At 68.6% G+C, this 15,832-nt stretch carries 17 protein-coding genes; 10 read left to right on the top strand and 7 right to left on the bottom strand.

The features are described from left to right. Window positions 1-45 precede the first annotated feature (45 nt). The 4 genes from LTA6_RS06830 to LTA6_RS06815 all read right to left on the bottom strand — a co-directional run bounded on the left by LTA6_RS06830 (window position 46) and on the right by LTA6_RS06815 (window position 4,545). Window positions 46-477 carry a DUF2871 domain-containing protein gene (locus LTA6_RS06830; protein ID WP_407359024.1) on the bottom strand — a complete coding sequence of 144 codons (432 nt, stop codon included), beginning with the start codon at window positions 475-477 and terminating at the stop codon, window positions 46-48. 75 nt (window positions 478-552) lie between these two features. Further along, window positions 553-1,176 (bottom strand): response regulator, encoded by a 624-nt coding sequence (locus LTA6_RS06825; protein ID WP_407359023.1) that lies wholly within the window; start codon window positions 1,174-1,176, stop codon window positions 553-555. Further along, window positions 1,173-2,438 carry a sensor histidine kinase gene (locus LTA6_RS06820; protein ID WP_407359022.1) on the bottom strand — a complete coding sequence of 422 codons (1,266 nt, stop codon included), beginning with the start codon at window positions 2,436-2,438 and terminating at the stop codon, window positions 1,173-1,175. Before LTA6_RS06820 ends, LTA6_RS06825 begins: the two co-directional genes overlap by 4 nt. Beyond that, entirely contained in the window at window positions 2,401-4,545 is a 2,145-nt protein-coding gene (locus tag LTA6_RS06815) for an MMPL family transporter (protein ID WP_407359021.1), read from the bottom strand. The genes LTA6_RS06820 and LTA6_RS06815 overlap by 38 nt, the downstream gene beginning before the upstream one ends. A gap of 118 nt (window positions 4,546-4,663) precedes the next feature. Here LTA6_RS06815 and LTA6_RS06810 point away from each other — a divergent pair, with 118 nt between their 5' ends. From LTA6_RS06810 to LTA6_RS06790, 5 genes are all read left to right on the top strand, one after another. Then, window positions 4,664-5,509 carry an IMPACT family protein gene (locus tag LTA6_RS06810; protein WP_407359020.1) on the top strand — a complete coding sequence of 282 codons (846 nt, stop codon included), beginning with the start codon at window positions 4,664-4,666 and terminating at the stop codon, window positions 5,507-5,509. Beyond that, a complete protein-coding gene (locus tag LTA6_RS06805; protein ID WP_407359019.1) occupies window positions 5,401-6,387 on the top strand; it encodes an aldo/keto reductase in 987 nt (328 codons plus the stop codon). The genes LTA6_RS06810 and LTA6_RS06805 overlap by 109 nt, the downstream gene beginning before the upstream one ends. A 103-nt stretch (window positions 6,388-6,490) precedes the next feature. Then, entirely contained in the window at window positions 6,491-7,405 is a 915-nt protein-coding gene (locus LTA6_RS06800; protein ID WP_341976790.1) for a DnaJ domain-containing protein, read from the top strand. Window positions 7,406-7,466: 61 nt separating this feature from the next. Next, the gene (locus LTA6_RS06795; protein ID WP_341976789.1) at window positions 7,467-7,889 is read left to right on the top strand and encodes a Fur family transcriptional regulator; all 423 of its coding nucleotides are present in this window, start codon (window positions 7,467-7,469) and stop codon (window positions 7,887-7,889) included. A 67-nt stretch (window positions 7,890-7,956) separates the two neighbouring features. Next, window positions 7,957-9,408: a catalase gene (locus tag LTA6_RS06790; protein ID WP_407359018.1), complete on the top strand. Its 1,452-nt coding sequence runs from the start codon at window positions 7,957-7,959 to the stop codon at window positions 9,406-9,408. A gap of 90 nt (window positions 9,409-9,498) precedes the next feature. Here the strand turns inward: LTA6_RS06790 and LTA6_RS06785 are convergent, their stop codons facing one another. Further along, window positions 9,499-10,209, bottom strand: a complete 711-nt coding sequence (locus LTA6_RS06785) for an FCD domain-containing protein (protein WP_363549769.1) — start codon at window positions 10,207-10,209, stop codon at window positions 9,499-9,501. 168 nt (window positions 10,210-10,377) lie between these two features. Here LTA6_RS06785 and LTA6_RS06780 point away from each other — a divergent pair, with 168 nt between their 5' ends. From LTA6_RS06780 to gnd, 3 genes are read left to right on the top strand one after another with little or no spacing between them, the layout of a single operon-like run. Further along, window positions 10,378-11,781 (top strand): GntP family permease, encoded by a 1,404-nt coding sequence (locus LTA6_RS06780; protein ID WP_407359017.1) that lies wholly within the window; start codon window positions 10,378-10,380, stop codon window positions 11,779-11,781. Window positions 11,782-11,783: 2 nt separating this feature from the next. Further along, the gene (locus tag LTA6_RS06775; protein ID WP_407359016.1) at window positions 11,784-12,371 is read left to right on the top strand and encodes a gluconokinase; all 588 of its coding nucleotides are present in this window, start codon (window positions 11,784-11,786) and stop codon (window positions 12,369-12,371) included. Between the two features lie 15 nt (window positions 12,372-12,386). After that, entirely contained in the window at window positions 12,387-13,436 is a 1,050-nt protein-coding gene (gene gnd, locus LTA6_RS06770) for a phosphogluconate dehydrogenase (NAD(+)-dependent, decarboxylating) (RefSeq protein ID WP_407359015.1), read from the top strand. A 41-nt stretch (window positions 13,437-13,477) separates the two neighbouring features. On the opposite strand, the gene LTA6_RS06765 is transcribed toward gnd, so the two are convergent. Beyond that, the gene (locus tag LTA6_RS06765; RefSeq protein ID WP_363549777.1) at window positions 13,478-13,921 is read right to left on the bottom strand and encodes a helix-turn-helix domain-containing protein; all 444 of its coding nucleotides are present in this window, start codon (window positions 13,919-13,921) and stop codon (window positions 13,478-13,480) included. Window positions 13,922-13,982: 61 nt separating this feature from the next. Between LTA6_RS06765 and LTA6_RS06760 the strand changes: the two genes are divergently transcribed. Further along, on the top strand, window positions 13,983-14,348 hold the full coding sequence (locus LTA6_RS06760; protein WP_407359014.1) for a DoxX family protein: 366 nt from the start codon (window positions 13,983-13,985) through the stop codon (window positions 14,346-14,348). A 22-nt stretch (window positions 14,349-14,370) separates the two neighbouring features. Further along, the gene (locus LTA6_RS06755; RefSeq protein ID WP_407359013.1) at window positions 14,371-15,183 is read left to right on the top strand and encodes an alpha/beta fold hydrolase; all 813 of its coding nucleotides are present in this window, start codon (window positions 14,371-14,373) and stop codon (window positions 15,181-15,183) included. An 18-nt stretch (window positions 15,184-15,201) separates the two neighbouring features. On the opposite strand, the gene msrA is transcribed toward LTA6_RS06755, so the two are convergent. Continuing rightward, window positions 15,202-15,735: a peptide-methionine (S)-S-oxide reductase MsrA gene (msrA, locus tag LTA6_RS06750; RefSeq protein WP_407359012.1), complete on the bottom strand. Its 534-nt coding sequence runs from the start codon at window positions 15,733-15,735 to the stop codon at window positions 15,202-15,204. Between the last annotated feature and the right edge of the window lie 97 nt (window positions 15,736-15,832).

Raw genomic sequence — 15,832 nt, 5'->3', positions numbered from 1 at the left:
TTCGGTGCTCCGCATCCGTTTTTCTCCGCTCCGCCTGCGGATCGTTCAGTCGGCAGCGACGGCGGGCTTCGCTGCGAACAGGCGCGTGCGCAGAGCGAGAAACAGCATCACCATCCCGGCCGTCAACAGCATGTGGCCGACACCCGCGATGCCGGCGATCATCTTCGACGACTCCTGACCGAGCACCGTGAGGCAGCCGTGCCACACGAGCATCGCCGAAGTCAGCACGAGTCCGGCGTTGTAGACCCAGAAGAACCAGCCGAACAGGCGACTCTCGGAAAGCCCGAACGCCTTCTCCAGCAGCAGCACGATCAACAGCACGACGAAGCCGAGCACGAGCAGATGCGTGTGCACGAGGCCGAGTTGTGTCGGCTGCCCCTCGGGGAAGTCGTTGAGCTTGGTGAACTCACGGTAGAAGAGGCCGGAGGCGACGCCGATCAGCATGTAGGCGAACGCGGCATAGAAGAGCTTGCGCAAGGGGATCCTTTCGAGACTGCATCCAGCCTCCCGCGGGCGCCTGTCCCGTGAATCCATCGAACGGTTGAGATCCGGTCAGAGCACGCCGGTGTCGCGGGCGATCGCAATCGCGCGGGCCCGGCTGTCGGCACCGAGCTTGTCGAAGATGTGCACCAGATGCGTCTTCACGGTGGCCTCGCTGACGAACAGCGTCTTCGCGATCTCGCGGTTCGACGCACCGGTGTCGAGCAGCCGCAGCACGTCGAGTTCACGCTCGGTCAGCCGCACCCGCGGGGCGCGCATCACTTGCACGACACGTTCGGTGAGTTCGGGACTGAGTACCAGCTGGCCGGCGGCAGCGCGCCGGATCGCGCGCACGATGTCGTCGGGCGCGACGTCCTTGAGCAGGTATCCGGCGGCTCCCGCCTCGATCGCGCCGAGGATCTCGGCGTCCCGGTCGAAGGTCGTCAGGATGATCACGGCGGGGGCCGGATGCTGCGACCGCAGCGCTGCCGTCGTCTGCACGCCGTCCATGCCGTCGCCGAGACGCAGATCGCACAGCACGACGTCGGGATGCAGGTGCCGGGCGAGCACCACCGCCTCCTCGCCGGAAGCCGCCTCGCCGACGACGTCGACGTCATCACGGCGGTCGAACAGCGAACGCACGCCGGCGCGCACGATCGGATGGTCGTCGACGAGAAGCACCCGCACGGCGGTCATGACCGACCCCCGAGCGGCACGTGAGCCGAGAGTGCGGCGCCGTCCCCGGGGGCGCTCTCCACATCGAGGCCTCCGCCGAGTTCCCGCAGCCGCGCCCGCATGGCGCGCAGGCCGTAGCCGCCGCCGGAACCGGGCGCGTCCAGCCGCGCCGGATCGAAGCCTCGCCCATCATCGACCACGTCGAGGCGCACCGCGTCGCCGGCATCCGCCAGTGTCACCACCACGAGCGCCGCGCCGGAGTGCGTGCGGACGTTCGCCAACCCCGACTGCGCCGTGCGCAGCAGCGCGACCTCGACATCGAGTCCCAGAGACGGCAGATCGTCGTCGCTGTGCAGCGTCGCGGCGATCCCGGTCTCGGCGGTGAACCGCTGCAGCATCCGCCGGAGCGCATCACCGAGGGCCGTGCCGTCGAGTTCCGCCGGCATGAGGTCGTTCACGATGCGCCGCGCATCGGCGAGCCCCTCCGCGGCGAGCGCGCCGATCTGCTCCAGCGCGCGGGCGCGGTCGGCGTCCGAATCAGATTCCAGGGCCGAACGGGACAGCATCCCGATCGAGGACACGCTCTGCGCCACGGTGTCGTGGATATCGCGCGACACCCGGGTGCGCTCGGCGCTCGCCCCGGACTCGCGCTGCGTGCGGGCGAGCTCGTCCTGCAGCGCCGCCATCTCCTCCTGCGTGGCGACGAGCGAGGCGATCAGACGCCGCCGTTCGCGGCCGTCTCGAACGAGTTCGAGATAACCGCGCGAGATTCCCAGCGCGAAGACCCCGCCGACAAGAGGACCGATCACATTCGCGTAGCTCGTTGCGCCGTGATGGAGCACCGGTGCCGCGATCACGACGGCGAGGACGACCGCACTCAGCAGCGCCGCCCACGGCATCCGCATCACGAAGCCGGCCAGCAGCCAGAGCGGGAAGGCGAGCCAGATGAATTCCGGCGAAACCGCCACGGCGCCGAGCCAGATGAGCGTCAGCCCCAGCAGCCACCACGTGGCGAGCCGGCGGTCGCCGGTGCGCTCGGCCAGCAGCAGGCCGCCGGCGTACCAGCCGAGGAAGACGAACGATACCGCGAGGATCCACGGCAGCGGGACGCCGTCACCGGCCGCACGCACGGCGCCGACGGCCGTGAGCACGAGAGCGATCGCGGCCTGCCCGATGCGGATCGCGCCGACCAGCCCGGCCCAGGTGCGCGTTCGCGCTCCCGACTCCGCCACAATGGCCGCGTCCTCAGCGGACTGCTGAGGGGAAGGAGTGCGTCTGGGCATCCTCACATTCTTCCCCCTGTGCTCCCGCTTCGCTCTGCTCCCTCTGGTGCGGCGGGCGCGGTGCCCGAGAAGGCCACCACATCGCGTCGCCGATCACCGCGAACAAGGCCGGAACGACCACCGTACGCACGACGAACGTGTCGACGATCACGCCGATGCCGACGATGAGCCCGATCTGGCCGAGCGTGACCAGCGGCAGCAGCCCGAGAGCGGCGAACACAGCGGCCAGCACGATGCCCGCGCTGGTGATCACGCCGCCCGTCGAGGCGACGGCATTCACCATGCCAGCCGTCGTCCCGACGGATCCGGCTTCGGCGCGCGCCCGGTGCACGAGGAAGATCGTGTAATCGATACCGAGGGCGACCAGGAACAGGAACGACAGCAGCGGCACCTGCAGGTCGAGGGAGTCCCAGCCGAACACCGTGCGGCTGATCCAGGTTCCCGCGCCGATCGCCGCGACGGCGCTCAGGGTGTTCACGACGAGGAGAACGACCGGCGCGACCACGGCGCGCAACAGCATCATGAGCACGAGCAGGCAGACGGCCAGAACGAGGGGCACGATCAGCAGGAAGTCCTGCAGGTTGCCGGCACGCGCGTCGACATCGACGGCGACGGGTCCGCCGACCAGGGCGCCTGCTCCGGCGACGCCGTGCGCGGCCTTCCGAACATCTTCGACGAGGCGCAGGCTCTCATCGGTGCCGGGTGCGGGCTCTCCGGTGACGACCAGCCGCGTCCGGTCCCCGTCGGAGCTCTCGCCGGCCGGCGTGACCCGGATGATGCCGGCGACACCCTCGATCGCCTCGGTCGCGGCATCCGCTTCCGCGCTGTCGACGAGCACGATCATGGGCTGCGCCTCGCCGGGCGGGAAGTGCTCCCCGAGCACCTCGAGCCCGGCCGCTGACTCGGACGGCACACGGAACTTCTCCGCCTGGCTCAGCCCGACGGAGGCGCCGAGCACACCACTCGCGAGCACACCGAGCAGGGCGACTCCGCCGAGCAGCGGCAGCCAAGGGCGGCGCGCTACTCCGGTCGCCACCGCCCGCCAGCCCCGGCCCCCCGTCGGCGTCGACGAGCCGTCCTCGCTCACCCGTGGCACGAAGGGCCAGAACACACCGCGTCCGCATACTGCGAGCGCGGGCGGCAGCACCAGCAGGACGGCCGCGAGCGCGATGATCAGTCCGATCGCCGAGGCGATGCCGAGTCCTCGGGTTCCGGGGATGACCGCGAGCACGAGCGTCAGCAGCGAGAGCACGACCGTCGCGTTCGAGGCGAGGACCGCGGGCCCCGTGCGCCGCCACGCGGTGACGAGTGCGCGGCGATGGTCGCTTTCCCTGGTCAGCTCGTCTCGGTATCGCGAGACGAGCAGCAGGGCGTAGTTGGTTCCGGCCCCGAACACCAGCACGCTGACGATCCCGGAGTCGAACTGCAGCCCCATCGCGGTGCCGATCGCCGCGGTCGCCTTGTTCGCGGCCTGGTCGGCGAGCGCGACGACGACGAGCGGCACGATCCAGAGCACCGGGGATCGGTAGGTGAGGATGAGCAGCAGCGCCACGATGCCGAGCGTCACGAGCAGCAGCGTGAAGTCGGCGCCATCGAAGGCGGCCGCGACATCGACGCCGAATGCGGGCCCGCCCGTGACCTGCACGGTCAAGCCGTCGAGCGGGTGCTCCTCGAGCAAGGCACGAAGGCCGTGCACCGCGGTCTCGGCGCCCTCGTCGTCGTCGCCGATCTCTACGGTCACCGGGAGGACAGCCGCCTCGCCGTCTTCGCTCGGGATCGGCCCGGATGCGACGTACCCGGTCTCCGCCTCGATCGCGGGGAGCAGCCCGGCAAAGGCTTCGAGATCATCGGCGGTCAGCTCGGCCCCGTCCGCTCTGCTCGCCACGAGGAGGACGGTCTGCTCATCGGCATCCGGAAAGGTCTCCGCCTCCGCGGCGGCCAGGGAGGATTCGGATGCGGCGGGCGCGGCGGCGTTCCCCGCCGGCACGGAGGCACGGCCGAGCGCACCGATCACGGCGACGAGAGCGAGGATCCCGATCGCCAGCGCGATCCAGGCGCCGCGACGGGAGGTGAGACGTTCGGGCAGGGAGCGGAGTGCACGGAGCATTCCCCCAGTCCAGCGGGAGCATCGCGGGCGGGGATCGAGGAGAAGGCGGAACCCGATCTCCACCTTTCAGACGATGTGGGACCGTCTCCGCGCATCACGCACCGGTATCGTTGCGTCGATGACCTCCGGCAGCTCCTATCCGGCGACGATCGCCGCCGCCGTGGAGAACGAGATCGTCATCAAGAAGTCCCGATTCATCGCGCGCATCGAGCCGGTCCGTTCGGTCCCGGAGGCAGAGGCCGTGATCGCCGGCATCCGCAAGCGGGCGTGGGATGCCGGGCACAACTGCAGCGCGATGATCACCGGGTTGCGCGGAGATCAGGCGCGCTCCTCGGACGACGGCGAGCCGTCGGGTACCGCCGGCGTACCGATGCTGGAGGTGCTTCTCCGCCGCGAACTGACCGACGTGGTCGCCGTCGTGACGCGGTACTGGGGCGGCGTGAAGCTCGGCGCCGGCGGACTGGTGCGCGCCTACTCGTCGGCCGTCTCCGAAGCCCTCGGTGGCGCGTCGCTTCTGCGCCGGGAATCGCTGACGCAGGTGACGATCGAGGTCGCGCACGCGGATGCCGGGCGATTCGACAACCTGCTGCGGGAGTGGGTCGCACAGCACGGATCGACCCTCGGCTCGCCGCTCTACGGCGCCACCGCGGTGCTCGAGGCGTGGGTTCCGGCCGAGGAACTCGACCGGCTCTCGGCGGATCTCGCCGCGACATCCGGCGGGCGGTCCTCCCGGTGTTCGGCAGCGAGCGCATCGTCGACGTTCCCGCATAGAGGGGTACCAGCGGAACCTCCCGCGTCGGTACGGACCGGGCGTAGCGTCGGGATCACACGATCTCCACGACGAAAGGACCGCTCATGCACACGCGCACACTCGGACAGGGCCTCGAGGTCTCGGCCATCGGACTCGGCTGCATGGGCATGTCGCAGAGCTACGGACCGAATCCCGGCACGCGCGAGGAGATGATCGGCGTGTTGCGCTCTGCACTCGATCTCGGCGTCACCTTCTTCGACACCGCGGAGGTCTACGGCCCGTACGTGAACGAGGAACTCGTCGGCGAGGCCCTCGCGCCGATCCGCGACGAGGTCGTCATCGCCACGAAGTTCGGCTGGGACATCGTGGACGGCAAGAGCGTCGGACTCGACAGTCGGCCGGAGCAGATCCGTCGGGTGGCCGAGGAATCGCTGCGACGCCTACGCACCGACGTCATCGACCTCTTCTACCAGCACCGCGTCGACCCCGCCGTTCCGATCGAGGACGTCGCAGGAGCCGTGGGCGAGCTCATCGCCGAGGGCAAGGTGCGGCACTTCGGGCTCTCCGAGGCATCCGCCGACACGATCCGCCGCGCCCACGCCGTGCACCCGGTGACTGCTCTCCAGAGCGAGTACTCGCTGTGGACCCGCGATCCGGAGGCGGAGATCCTGCCCGTCCTCGGCGAGCTCGGCATCGGCTTCGTACCGTTCAGCCCGCTCGGCAAGGGATTCCTCACCGGGACGGTCGACCAGAACACCGACTTCGCCGCCGGAGATATCCGCGGCACGATCCCGCGCTTCTCCGAGGAGAACAGAGCAGCCAATCAGGCGCTGGTCGGTCAGATCGCAGGACTGGCCGCGGCCAAGCAGTCCACCGCCGGGCAGATCGCCCTCGCCTGGCTGCTCGCCCGCCAGCCCTGGATTGTGCCGATCCCCGGCACCCGCCGCACGTCTCGCATCGCCGAGAACGCCGGTGCCGCCGCCGTCGCGCTCTCCGCAGACGAGGTCGCCGACCTCGACCTCCTCGCCGCACGGGTCGGTGTGAGCGGCGACCGTTACAACGCGCAGCAGATGTCCTTCGTCGATCGCTGACGGTCATCGGACGGGCCGGAGGCCCGCCGGCCCGTCTCACGTCTCCTGAGAAGGCCCCGCGAGCAGCCGGGATATCCTGGATGCCGCGGTCGGAGGGAGAGCGATGTTCGACAGTCCGCTCTCCGCCTCGGCGTACGAGGTACTCGGCGTCGCGCCCACGGTCGACCACGACGAATTGCGGCGCGCATACCGACTCCGGATGCGTCAGACGCATCCGGACACCGGTGGCGATGCGGCGGTGTTCATTCAGGTGCAGTACGCCTGGGAGCTCGTCGGCACCCCGGAGGGACGAGCCGCGTACGACCGCGGTCACGGATTCGCCGCGCAGAGCGAGTGGAGCGGATGGCGCCCGCCGGCCGCTCGGACGGATACGCGCCCGAGAGCCCGATCGTACGGTCATCCGGGCGGATGGCGCCGGGAGCGCTACTTGCTGCTCATCCGGGAATGGGCCGGTCACGGCGTCGAGGTTCCCGACCCGTACGACCCGGCACTCGTACGGCAGGCGCCGCGCGAACTGCGCCGCCTGCTCGCCGACGCCCTTGCCGAAGAGACGACGGCACGCACGGTCGCCGACCTCGGCATGGGCTTCACCGTGTGGCACGACGTCGCCGTCGGCACGGATCCCGAAGACAAGCTCGACCACGTCGTGCTGAGCCCCTCAGGCTTGTACGGCGTGATGTCGGAGGACTTCGGCGGCGTCGTCGGATTCCGCAGGGGCGAGATCACCGGCCCCAGCCTCGGGCATCGCGCGCCGGTCACCACGCTGCTCGCCCGCATGCGATCCTTGTCGCGCGCGGCCAAGGTGCGCTTCGGCGGTGCGATCATCGTGCTGCCCGATGACGACCTCGCACTCGCGGTCACGCCACTGGGAAGCATCCGCGGCGTGCCGGTGGTCGTCGTTCGCCGCAGCGCACTGGCGATGGTGCTGCGCCAGGGCGTACCGGGGGCACGGGCGATCGGCGGCAACGAGCTGTTCGACGTCCGCACCCGCCTGCAGCAGACCGTCCGGTTCGTCTGAGCAGACTCGCGGCCCGCCTGGTATTTTTAGCAATTCAAAACAACTCGTGTAGCGTGAAGGCATGGAAACCGATCTCGACACGGCGTTGCGCAGCGTCGGGCTAAGGGCGACTGCGGGCCGCATCGCGGTTCTGGAAGCCTTGGATTCCATGGCTCACACGGATGCGGAGCGGGTCTACCGCACCGTGTCCGACGTGCTTCCGACCACGTCGATCCAGTCGGTGCACAACATCCTCGCGGACCTGACGACGGCGGGCCTGCTCCGTCGGATCGAACCGGCAGGGTCCGCAGCGCTCTACGAGCGGCGCATCGATGACAACCACCACCACGTCGTCTGCACCGAATGCGGTGCGGTCGCCGATGTGGACTGCGTCATCGGCGAAGCGCCGTGCCTCACCCCGTCCTCTGCGGCGGGGTTCACCGTCCAGACAGCCGAAGTCACCTTCTGGGGCGTCTGCCCCAGTTGCCAGAACGCCGCGCAGTAGCATCCCCCGTTCATCTGTGTCTGCTGACATGGCTGTTCGTCGCGCTCGCGCGCAGAAGGAGAAGAATATGACCGACCCGTCCACGACCACCCAGACCGGAACCCCGGTCGCCAGCGACGCACACTCGCTGACCGTCGGGGCCGACGGCCCCACCGTCCTGCACGACCGCTACCTCGTCGAGAAGCTCGCCTCGTTCAACCGCGAGCGGGTGCCGGAGCGCAACCCGCACGCCAAGGGCGGCGGCGCCTTCGGAACGTTCACCGTCACGGAGGACGTCTCGGCGTACACCCGCGCCGCAGCCTTCCAGCCCGGAGCGGTGAGCGAGACGCTGCTGCGCTTCTCATCGGTCGCCGGCGAGCAGGGCTCCCCGGACACCTGGCGCGACGTGCGCGGCTTCGCGCTGCGGTTCTACACGCCAGAGGGCAACCTCGACATCGTCGGCAACAACACCCCGACGTTCTTCCTGCGCGATGCGATGAAGTTCCCCGATTTCATCCACTCGCAGAAGCGCCTCGGCGACTCCGGGCTGCGCAACTCCGACATGCAGTGGGACTTCTGGACCCTGTCGCCGGAGACCGCGCACCAGGTCACCTACCTGATGGGCGACCGGGGCCTCCCCCGCAGCTGGCGCCACATGAACGGCTACGGCTCGCACACCTACCAGTGGGCGAACGCCGAAGGCGAGCGGTTCTGGGTGCAGTACCACTTCCTCTCCCACCAGGGCGTGGAGAGCATGGGGGCCGACGAGGCGCAGCAGCTCGCCGGCTCGGATGCCGACTTCTACCGTCGCGACCTGTTCGACGCGATCGATCGTGGCGAGCACCCGTCCTGGGATGTCTTCGTGCAGGTCATGCCCTACGAGGAGGCCAAGGAGTACCGGTTCAACCCGTTCGACCTCACCAAGACCTGGTCGAAGAAGGACTACCCGCGCATCAAGGTCGGCACGTTCACGCTGGACCGCAATCCGCAGAACTTCTTCGCCGAGATCGAGCAGGCTGCCTTCTCCCCCGGCAACCAGGTGCCCGGCACCGGCATCTCGCCGGACAAGATGCTGATGGCGCGCGTCTTCGCCTACGCGGATGCGCAGCGCTACCGCATCGGTGCGAACTACAACCAGCTGCCGGTCAACCAGCCGCATGCGGCCGAAGTGCGCAACTACATGCACGAGGGCCAGATGCAGTACAAGTTCAACGGGCCCGAGCACCGGGTCTACACGCCGAACTCGTTCGGCGCGGCCGGCGGCCCGGTCGCCGACCCCGCCGCCGGAGTCGAGGCCAGCTGGGAATCGGACGGCGAGCTGATCCGCTCGGCCGCGACTCTGCACCTGGACGACGACGACTTCGGGCAGGCGGGAACGCTGTACCGCGTGGTCTTCGATGACGAGCAGCGCGCTCGCTTCATCGAGACGCTCAGCGGTCAGGGCCGGTCGATCACGATCCCCGAGATCCGTGAGCGCTTCTTCCAGTACTGGACGAGCGTGGACGCATCGCTCGGCGAGGAACTGCGCACGCGGGTCTGACCTTCGCGAGATCGGGAACGCCGGCGGGATCCACATCCCCCGGCGTTCTCGGCGTTCAGGCCGGGACTTCGAGCCGCTCCGCGCCGCCGGTCAGCTCTCCGGTGAGGAGACCGCCATCTCGACCATGGCCTCTGTCGACTCGGCGACGATCGCCTGCATCGCCCGCTCGGCCCCCGCCGCATCTCCGGACTGCACGGCAGCAGCGACATCCGCATGCAGCTGGAGGGCCGCCGCCTCGGCGACGGACGGCATCAGCGCGTGATGCGTACGCCCTTCGAGCACCGCGATGACGATGGACCCGAGGCTGGCGAGCATCACGTTGCCGGACGCCTGCAGCATCACGGTATGGAAGTCGATGTCATGGCGGAGGTAGTCGTCGGCGTTGGCCGCACGCGCGGTCGAGGCCATTCCGATCACTGCCGCGGCGAGCGCTCCGCATTGCTCCGGAGTGGCGCGCTCGGCCGCGAGTCGCGCAGCCACGGGCTCGACGGCACCGCGCAGTTCGCTGAGACTGCGCAGCAGTTCGACGCGATCAGGCCCGTCCAGGCGCCAGCGCAGCACGCGCGAGTCATAGGGACTCCACGAGTCGGGTGGAAGCACGGTGATGCCCACGCGCTGACGGGACTCCACCATGCCCAGCGATTCGAGCACGCGCACCGCCTCGCGGATCGCACTCCGGGAGGCCCCGAACTCGAGCACGGCCTGGTCCATGACGATGCGGCTGCCTGCGGGGCGCCGCGCCGCGCCGATGTCGGCACCCCAGCGCTCTACGATCACGTCGTGCAACGGAGTCTGGCCCATGCCGCCAGGGTACGGGACGAGACCGATCTTTCCCCAGCTGATCGATCGATAACCTCGTTATTTTAGACCGATCCTTGCAATAGTCGTATTATTTGGCTAGCGTGGCTTCAAATATCTGACAGAAGCGCAGTCGCTCTCGCTGCACATCCCTCAATGGAGAGGAACACTATGGTTCCCGTGTCACTTCTGCCGATGGCCGATCCTGCACCGATCGTCCCCGTCGGCTCAGATGCGCAGCTGATCACGGCCGCGCTCATCGGCTTCACCGTCATCATCGTGCTGATCACCTGGCTGAAGGTGAATCCGTTCCTCGCCCTGACGGTCGGCGCACTCGGCGTCGGCATCGGTGCGGGAATGGCGACCGACCAGGCTTTGACCAGCTTCGCGACCGGCTTCGGCTCGACGATGGGCGGGGTCGGCGTCCTCATCGCCCTCGGCGCGATGTTCGGCAAGCTGCTCGCCGACTCCGGCGGTGCGGATCGTGTCGTCGACACCCTGGTCGCGCGATCGAGCCCCCGCGCGCTTCCGTGGACGATGGGTGTCGTCGGCGCCGTTATCGGCCTGCCGATGTTCTTCGAGATCGGGCTCGTCCTCCTGATCCCGGTGATCATCCTCGTCGCCCGCCGCTCCGGCGTCGCACTCATGAAGATCGCGATCCCCACTCTCGCCGGACTCTCCGCGATGCACGGCCTGGTACCGCCGCATCCGGGTCCCCTCATCGCGATCGATGCCCTCGGGGCGAACCTCGGACTCACCCTCGCGTTCGGCGTGATCATCGCCATCCCGACAATCATCGTCGCCGGCCCGCTGTTCAGCGGGTTCGCCGCGAAGTGGGCCCCGGTGCCGGTGCCGGACATGTTCGTCACCGCCGAAGATCAGGGTGAGGACGTCACCCGGCGTCCGCGCCCCTCGTTCATCGCGGCACTCGCCAGCATCCTCCTCCCCGTCGTGCTGATGATGGCCAAAGCGCTCGCAGCGGTCTTCGCGCCCGACTCCACCGACGCGTGGAAGGGCTTCATCGACTTCATCGGAACACCCACGATCGCGCTGCTCATCACTCTCGTCTTCGGAATCTTCGTGCTGGGCGCCGGTGGCAAGATGAACCGCACGTCCGTGGCACACTCGCTCGAGAGCAGCCTCCCGCCCATCGCGGCGATCCTGCTCATCGTGGGAGCCGGCGGCGCTTTCAAGCAGGTGCTGATCGACACCGGGATCGGCGAGGTCATCACCCGGGCCGTCCTCGAGAGCGGCATCTCGGTGCTGCTGCTCGGCTGGCTCGTTGCAGTGCTGGTCCGGATCGCGACCGGTTCCGCCACCATCGCCACCATCACGGCGGCAGGACTGATGACGCCGGTCGCCGCGACGCTTCCCAGCCCTGAGGTCGCGCTCCTCGTGCTCGCGATCGGCTCGGGATCGGTGTTCCTCTCGCACGTGAACGACGCCGGATTCTGGCTCGTCAAGCAGTATCTCGGCACGAGCCTCCCCCAGACGTTCAAGACCTGGACGGTGCTGGAGTGCCTCATCTCGGTCGTCGGCCTGGCCGGCGTGCTCCTTCTCGACCTGGTGGTGTGATCATGACGACGAACGAATCAGCATCTGCGAACGCCGTCAGGCCCGACCCGCCGATCGTGCTGGTGGTGATGGGCGTCTCCGGCTCAGGCAAGTCCACCGTCGCCGGCATGCTCGCCGGCCGCCTCGGCTGGGACCTCGAGGAAGGTGACGATCTCCACCCTGCGTCGAATGTCGCGAAGATGGCATCGGGCCAGCCGCTCACCGATAAGGATCGGTGGCCCTGGCTCGACAAGATCGCCGCCTGGATCCACCTGCACACCGCATCGGGCACCCCGGCCATCATCACCTGCTCTGCACTGCGCCGCGTCTACCGCGACCGGCTGAGCGGACCCGGTGTGGCGTTCGTACATCTGGACGGCACGCGCGAAGCGATCGCGACCAGGCTGAGCAACCGGCTCGACCACTTCATGCCGCAGAATCTGCTCGGCTCTCAGTTCGCGACGTTGGAGCCACTGGAAGAGGACGAGAATGGTGTCGTCATCCAGCTCGGCCGCGGGCCGAAGGACGAAGTCAAAGAGATCATGCGCCGGCTGCGCCTCGAGGCGCTCCCGGCACCCGAATACAACGAGGACGGCCTCCTGGCCGACTGAGACGAAGGAGCAGGCATGCAACTCGGAATGGTCGGCCTCGGCCGAATGGGCGCCAACATCGCGCGGCGCATCATGCGCGATGGCCACGACTGCGTCGCCTACGACGTCAATCCCGAATCGGTCGCGGCCCTCGTCGCCGACGGAGCGACCGGTGCCACGAGCCTGGCCGACCTCGTCGCCTCGATGAGCGCACCCCGCGCGATCTGGCTGATGATCCCGGCAGGATTCACCGGCGGGGTCGTCGACGAACTCGCCGCGCTCCTCGACCCCGGTGACATCCTCATCGACGGCGGCAACTCCAACTACCGTGACGATGTCCGTCGGGCGGCGGCGCTGCGGGAGCGCGGCATCGACTACGTCGACGTCGGAACCAGCGGCGGCGTCTTCGGTCTCGAACGGGGCTACTGCCTCATGGTCGGCGGTCCGGACGCAGCCGTCTCGACGATCGACCCGCTCCTGCAGACGATCGCCCCCGGATCGGGAGAGATCCCCCGCACACCCGGCCGCGACGGCGAGCTCGCCCCCGAAGAGCGTGGATACCTGCACTGCGGACCTGCCGGCGCGGGGCACTTCGTGAAGATGGTGCACAACGGCATCGAGTACGGCATCATGGCCGCGTTCGCGGAGGGACTCAACATTCTGGAGAACGCGGATGCCGGCATCCGCGAGGCGGAGCACTCCGCCGAGGTGGCGCCGCTGGAGGAGCCGGAGTTCTACCAGTTCGACATCGACACCGCGAAGGTGTCGGAACTGTGGCGACGCGGTTCGGTCATCTCCTCCTGGCTGCTCGATCTCACCGCGGCCGCGCTGCACGCGAACCCCACCCTGGACGGACTCGCCGGCCGCGTCTCCGATTCCGGCGAGGGCCGGTGGACCGTCAAGGCCGCCGTCGACATCGGTGTGCCCGTGCCGGTGCTCGCCGCGTCGCTCTTCGAGCGCTTCGCATCACGCGATGAGGACCGCTTCGCCAACCAGGTGCTCTCCGCGATGCGCCAGCAGTTCGGCGGACATCAGGAGCTTCCAGCCGGCGACGTCCTCGAGGCCGGCGGGAAGAAGGCCGACTGACGCGCTGACCTCAGTCATAGCCGGGATGATCGAGGACGACGTCATCGATTCTTCCTCGCGTCGTACCGCGCACGGGACTTCTCGATGGCCGGGTGGTTCTCCATGGCCCAGTCGCCGATGGTCCGAGCGATCAGGATCAGCGTGCCGCCGAGTTCGGTCAATTCGTACTCGACCCGTGGCGGCACTTCGGCGTGAGCGGTGCGGGTGATCAGCCCGTCGCGTTCGAGCTGGCGAAGCGTGAGCGTCAGCATCCGCTGCGAGATCCCGGGGATGTGCCGCAGCAGCTCACTGAAACGAAGCCGATCGCCCTGCAGGGTCGCGATGAGCAGCAGCGACCACTTGTCGCCGACCCGATCGAGCACCTCGCGGATGGCGCGTCCGGCATCTTCATCCACTGAGCACGAGCTCTCGTAGTCGGGGAATCCCGCGAGGGCACTCTCATCCATGTGCGTCAGTGACACCGATGTGCCTTTTGTATCGGTCATGGCTGTGCTCCATTCTTGTTACTGATCGTAACAAGCACACAAGAAGGAACCTAGGAGAATCATGCTCATCGCTCTGTGGATCGTCAACGGACTGCTCGCCCTCGCGATGCTCGGCGGCGGCGCCATGAAGCTGGTCACGCCGAAGGAGACACTTGCCGCACGAGGCATGGCATGGACCGAGGACTTCTCCGTCGGCGCCGTCAAGGCGATCGCGGCGCTCGAGGTCGTCGGAGCGCTCGGACTGATCCTGCCTCTGCTCACCGGCATCACGCCGATCCTCGCGCCGCTGGCCGGCGTCGGCCTCGCGATCATCATGATCGGTGCAACCGTCGTGCACCTGCGCCGCAGAGAGCCGTTCACTCCCGCACTGGTTCTGGCCCTGCTGGGTGTGGCAAGCGCGGTACTCGGCTTCCTCGTCGTCCTCTGAGCCGTACCCGCCGGATGGGGCCATGATGGATGACGTGGCCCTTCCTCTCTCCGATCTGACGACGATGCCGGAGCCGCAGCATGTGTACACGGCTGATGGCATCAGGCTCGCGACGTACACCTGGGGCGATGTCGATGCCCCCGTGATCGTGGCCGTGCACGGCTTCGCGTCCAACGCCCGCGACAACTGGGTGCTCACGGGCTGGGTGCGTGACCTCACCCGTGCGGGTTACCGCGTGCTCGCCCTGGATCAGCGCGGACACGGCCTGAGCCAGAAGCCGCACCTGCCGCCGGACTACGCCATCCGCACCCTGGCGACCGACGTCGAGGCGGTGATGGACGCGTACCTCGTGGATGACGCGTTCTACGTCGGCTACTCGCTCGGCGCGCGGGTCGGCTGGGAAGTGGTCCGCGATCTGCCGCAGCGGATCGGGCGCGCGGTGCTCGGCGGTGTGCCGGACGGCATCCCCCTCGCCCGACTCGATCTCGACCAGGTGCGGGCATTCGTCGCCGACGGCACGCCGGTGCAGGATCCCACGACGCAGAACTACATCGCCCTCACCGAACGGGTTGCCGGCAACGACCTGCAGGCCCTCGTCGCTCTGGCCGAGGGGATGCGGCGGTCACGGACAATCGACCCGGATCCGGCGGATGCTCCGCCTCAGCCGATCCTGTTCGCCACCGGTTCGAAGGACGCCATCATCGAGGGCTCCCGGAATCTCGCCTCCGCGGCCCCGCAGGGACGCTTCTTCGAGATCCCGGACCGGAACCACTTCAACGCCCCGGGCTCGAGGGCGTTCCGCGAGACGGCGCTGGCGTTCTTCGCAGAGGCCTGACGCCGGCGATGCGCGGGGTCAGGCCTCGCGTCGCGGCAGCACCCAGCCGGCGCGCGGGAAGTGGCAGGTATAGCCGTTCGGGTAGCGGATCAGGTAGTCCTGGTGCTCGGGCTCGGCCTCCCAGAAGGGTCCTTCCGGCTCGATCGCGGTGACGGCCTTCGCCGGCCACAGACCGGATGCATCCACGTCGGCGATGGTGTCGCGCGCGACCTGCTCCTGCGCGGGCGAGAGCGGGAAGATCGCCGAGCGGTAGCTCGAGCCGACGTCGTTGCCCTGGCGGTCCAGCGTCGACGGGTCGTGGATCTGGAAGAAGAAGGCGAGGATGTCGCGGTACGTCGTCTTGGTCGGATCGAAGACGATCTCGACAGCCTCGGCGTGCCCCGGGTGATTCCGGTACGTGGCGTGATCGTTCGATCCGCCGGTGTAGCCGACGCGCGTACCGAGCACGCCGGGCTGGCGGCGGATCAGGTCTTCCATGCCCCAGAAGCATCCGCCGGCGAGGACCGCCGTCTCAGCGCCTGGGGTGCGGGTGATGTTTCCGGTGTCGCTCATGGTGTCTGCTCCTCGATGCTGATGAGTCTGGTGCCGCCGGCTCGTGGCACCACCGGGTACAACGCACGGATGCTTCGTTTTGGTCCCGCGATGTCAC

This window comes from Microbacterium sp. LTA6 (assembly GCF_045690355.1).
In the GTDB taxonomy this organism is placed as follows: domain Bacteria; phylum Actinomycetota; class Actinomycetes; order Actinomycetales; family Microbacteriaceae; genus Microbacterium.
This window is presented reverse-complemented; position numbering and strand designations above follow the sequence as displayed.

Excerpts from the sequence above, each read along its gene's own strand:
- LTA6_RS06795 (WP_341976789.1), top strand. The coding sequence starts at position 7,467 with ATGGAAACCGATCTCGACACGGCGTTGCGCAGCGTCGGGCTAAGGGCG.
- LTA6_RS06810 (WP_407359020.1), top strand. The coding sequence starts at position 4,664 with ATGACCTCCGGCAGCTCCTATCCGGCGACGATCGCCGCCGCCGTGGAG.
- LTA6_RS06820 (WP_407359022.1), bottom strand. The coding sequence starts at position 2,438 with ATGCCCAGACGCACTCCTTCCCCTCAGCAGTCCGCTGAGGACGCGGCC.
- LTA6_RS06755 (WP_407359013.1), top strand. The coding sequence starts at position 14,371 with ATGATGGATGACGTGGCCCTTCCTCTCTCCGATCTGACGACGATGCCG.
- LTA6_RS06815 (WP_407359021.1), bottom strand. The coding sequence starts at position 4,545 with ATGCTCCGTGCACTCCGCTCCCTGCCCGAACGTCTCACCTCCCGTCGC.
- LTA6_RS06760 (WP_407359014.1), top strand. The coding sequence starts at position 13,983 with ATGCTCATCGCTCTGTGGATCGTCAACGGACTGCTCGCCCTCGCGATG.
- gnd (WP_407359015.1), top strand. The coding sequence starts at position 12,387 with ATGCAACTCGGAATGGTCGGCCTCGGCCGAATGGGCGCCAACATCGCG.
- LTA6_RS06800 (WP_341976790.1), top strand. The coding sequence starts at position 6,491 with ATGTTCGACAGTCCGCTCTCCGCCTCGGCGTACGAGGTACTCGGCGTC.
- LTA6_RS06805 (WP_407359019.1), top strand. The coding sequence starts at position 5,401 with ATGCACACGCGCACACTCGGACAGGGCCTCGAGGTCTCGGCCATCGGA.
- LTA6_RS06790 (WP_407359018.1), top strand. The coding sequence starts at position 7,957 with ATGACCGACCCGTCCACGACCACCCAGACCGGAACCCCGGTCGCCAGC.
- LTA6_RS06780 (WP_407359017.1), top strand. The coding sequence starts at position 10,378 with ATGGTTCCCGTGTCACTTCTGCCGATGGCCGATCCTGCACCGATCGTC.
- LTA6_RS06765 (WP_363549777.1), bottom strand. The coding sequence starts at position 13,921 with ATGACCGATACAAAAGGCACATCGGTGTCACTGACGCACATGGATGAG.
- msrA (WP_407359012.1), bottom strand. The coding sequence starts at position 15,735 with ATGAGCGACACCGGAAACATCACCCGCACCCCAGGCGCTGAGACGGCG.
- LTA6_RS06785 (WP_363549769.1), bottom strand. The coding sequence starts at position 10,209 with ATGGGCCAGACTCCGTTGCACGACGTGATCGTAGAGCGCTGGGGTGCC.
- LTA6_RS06775 (WP_407359016.1), top strand. The coding sequence starts at position 11,784 with ATGACGACGAACGAATCAGCATCTGCGAACGCCGTCAGGCCCGACCCG.
- LTA6_RS06825 (WP_407359023.1), bottom strand. The coding sequence starts at position 1,176 with ATGACCGCCGTGCGGGTGCTTCTCGTCGACGACCATCCGATCGTGCGC.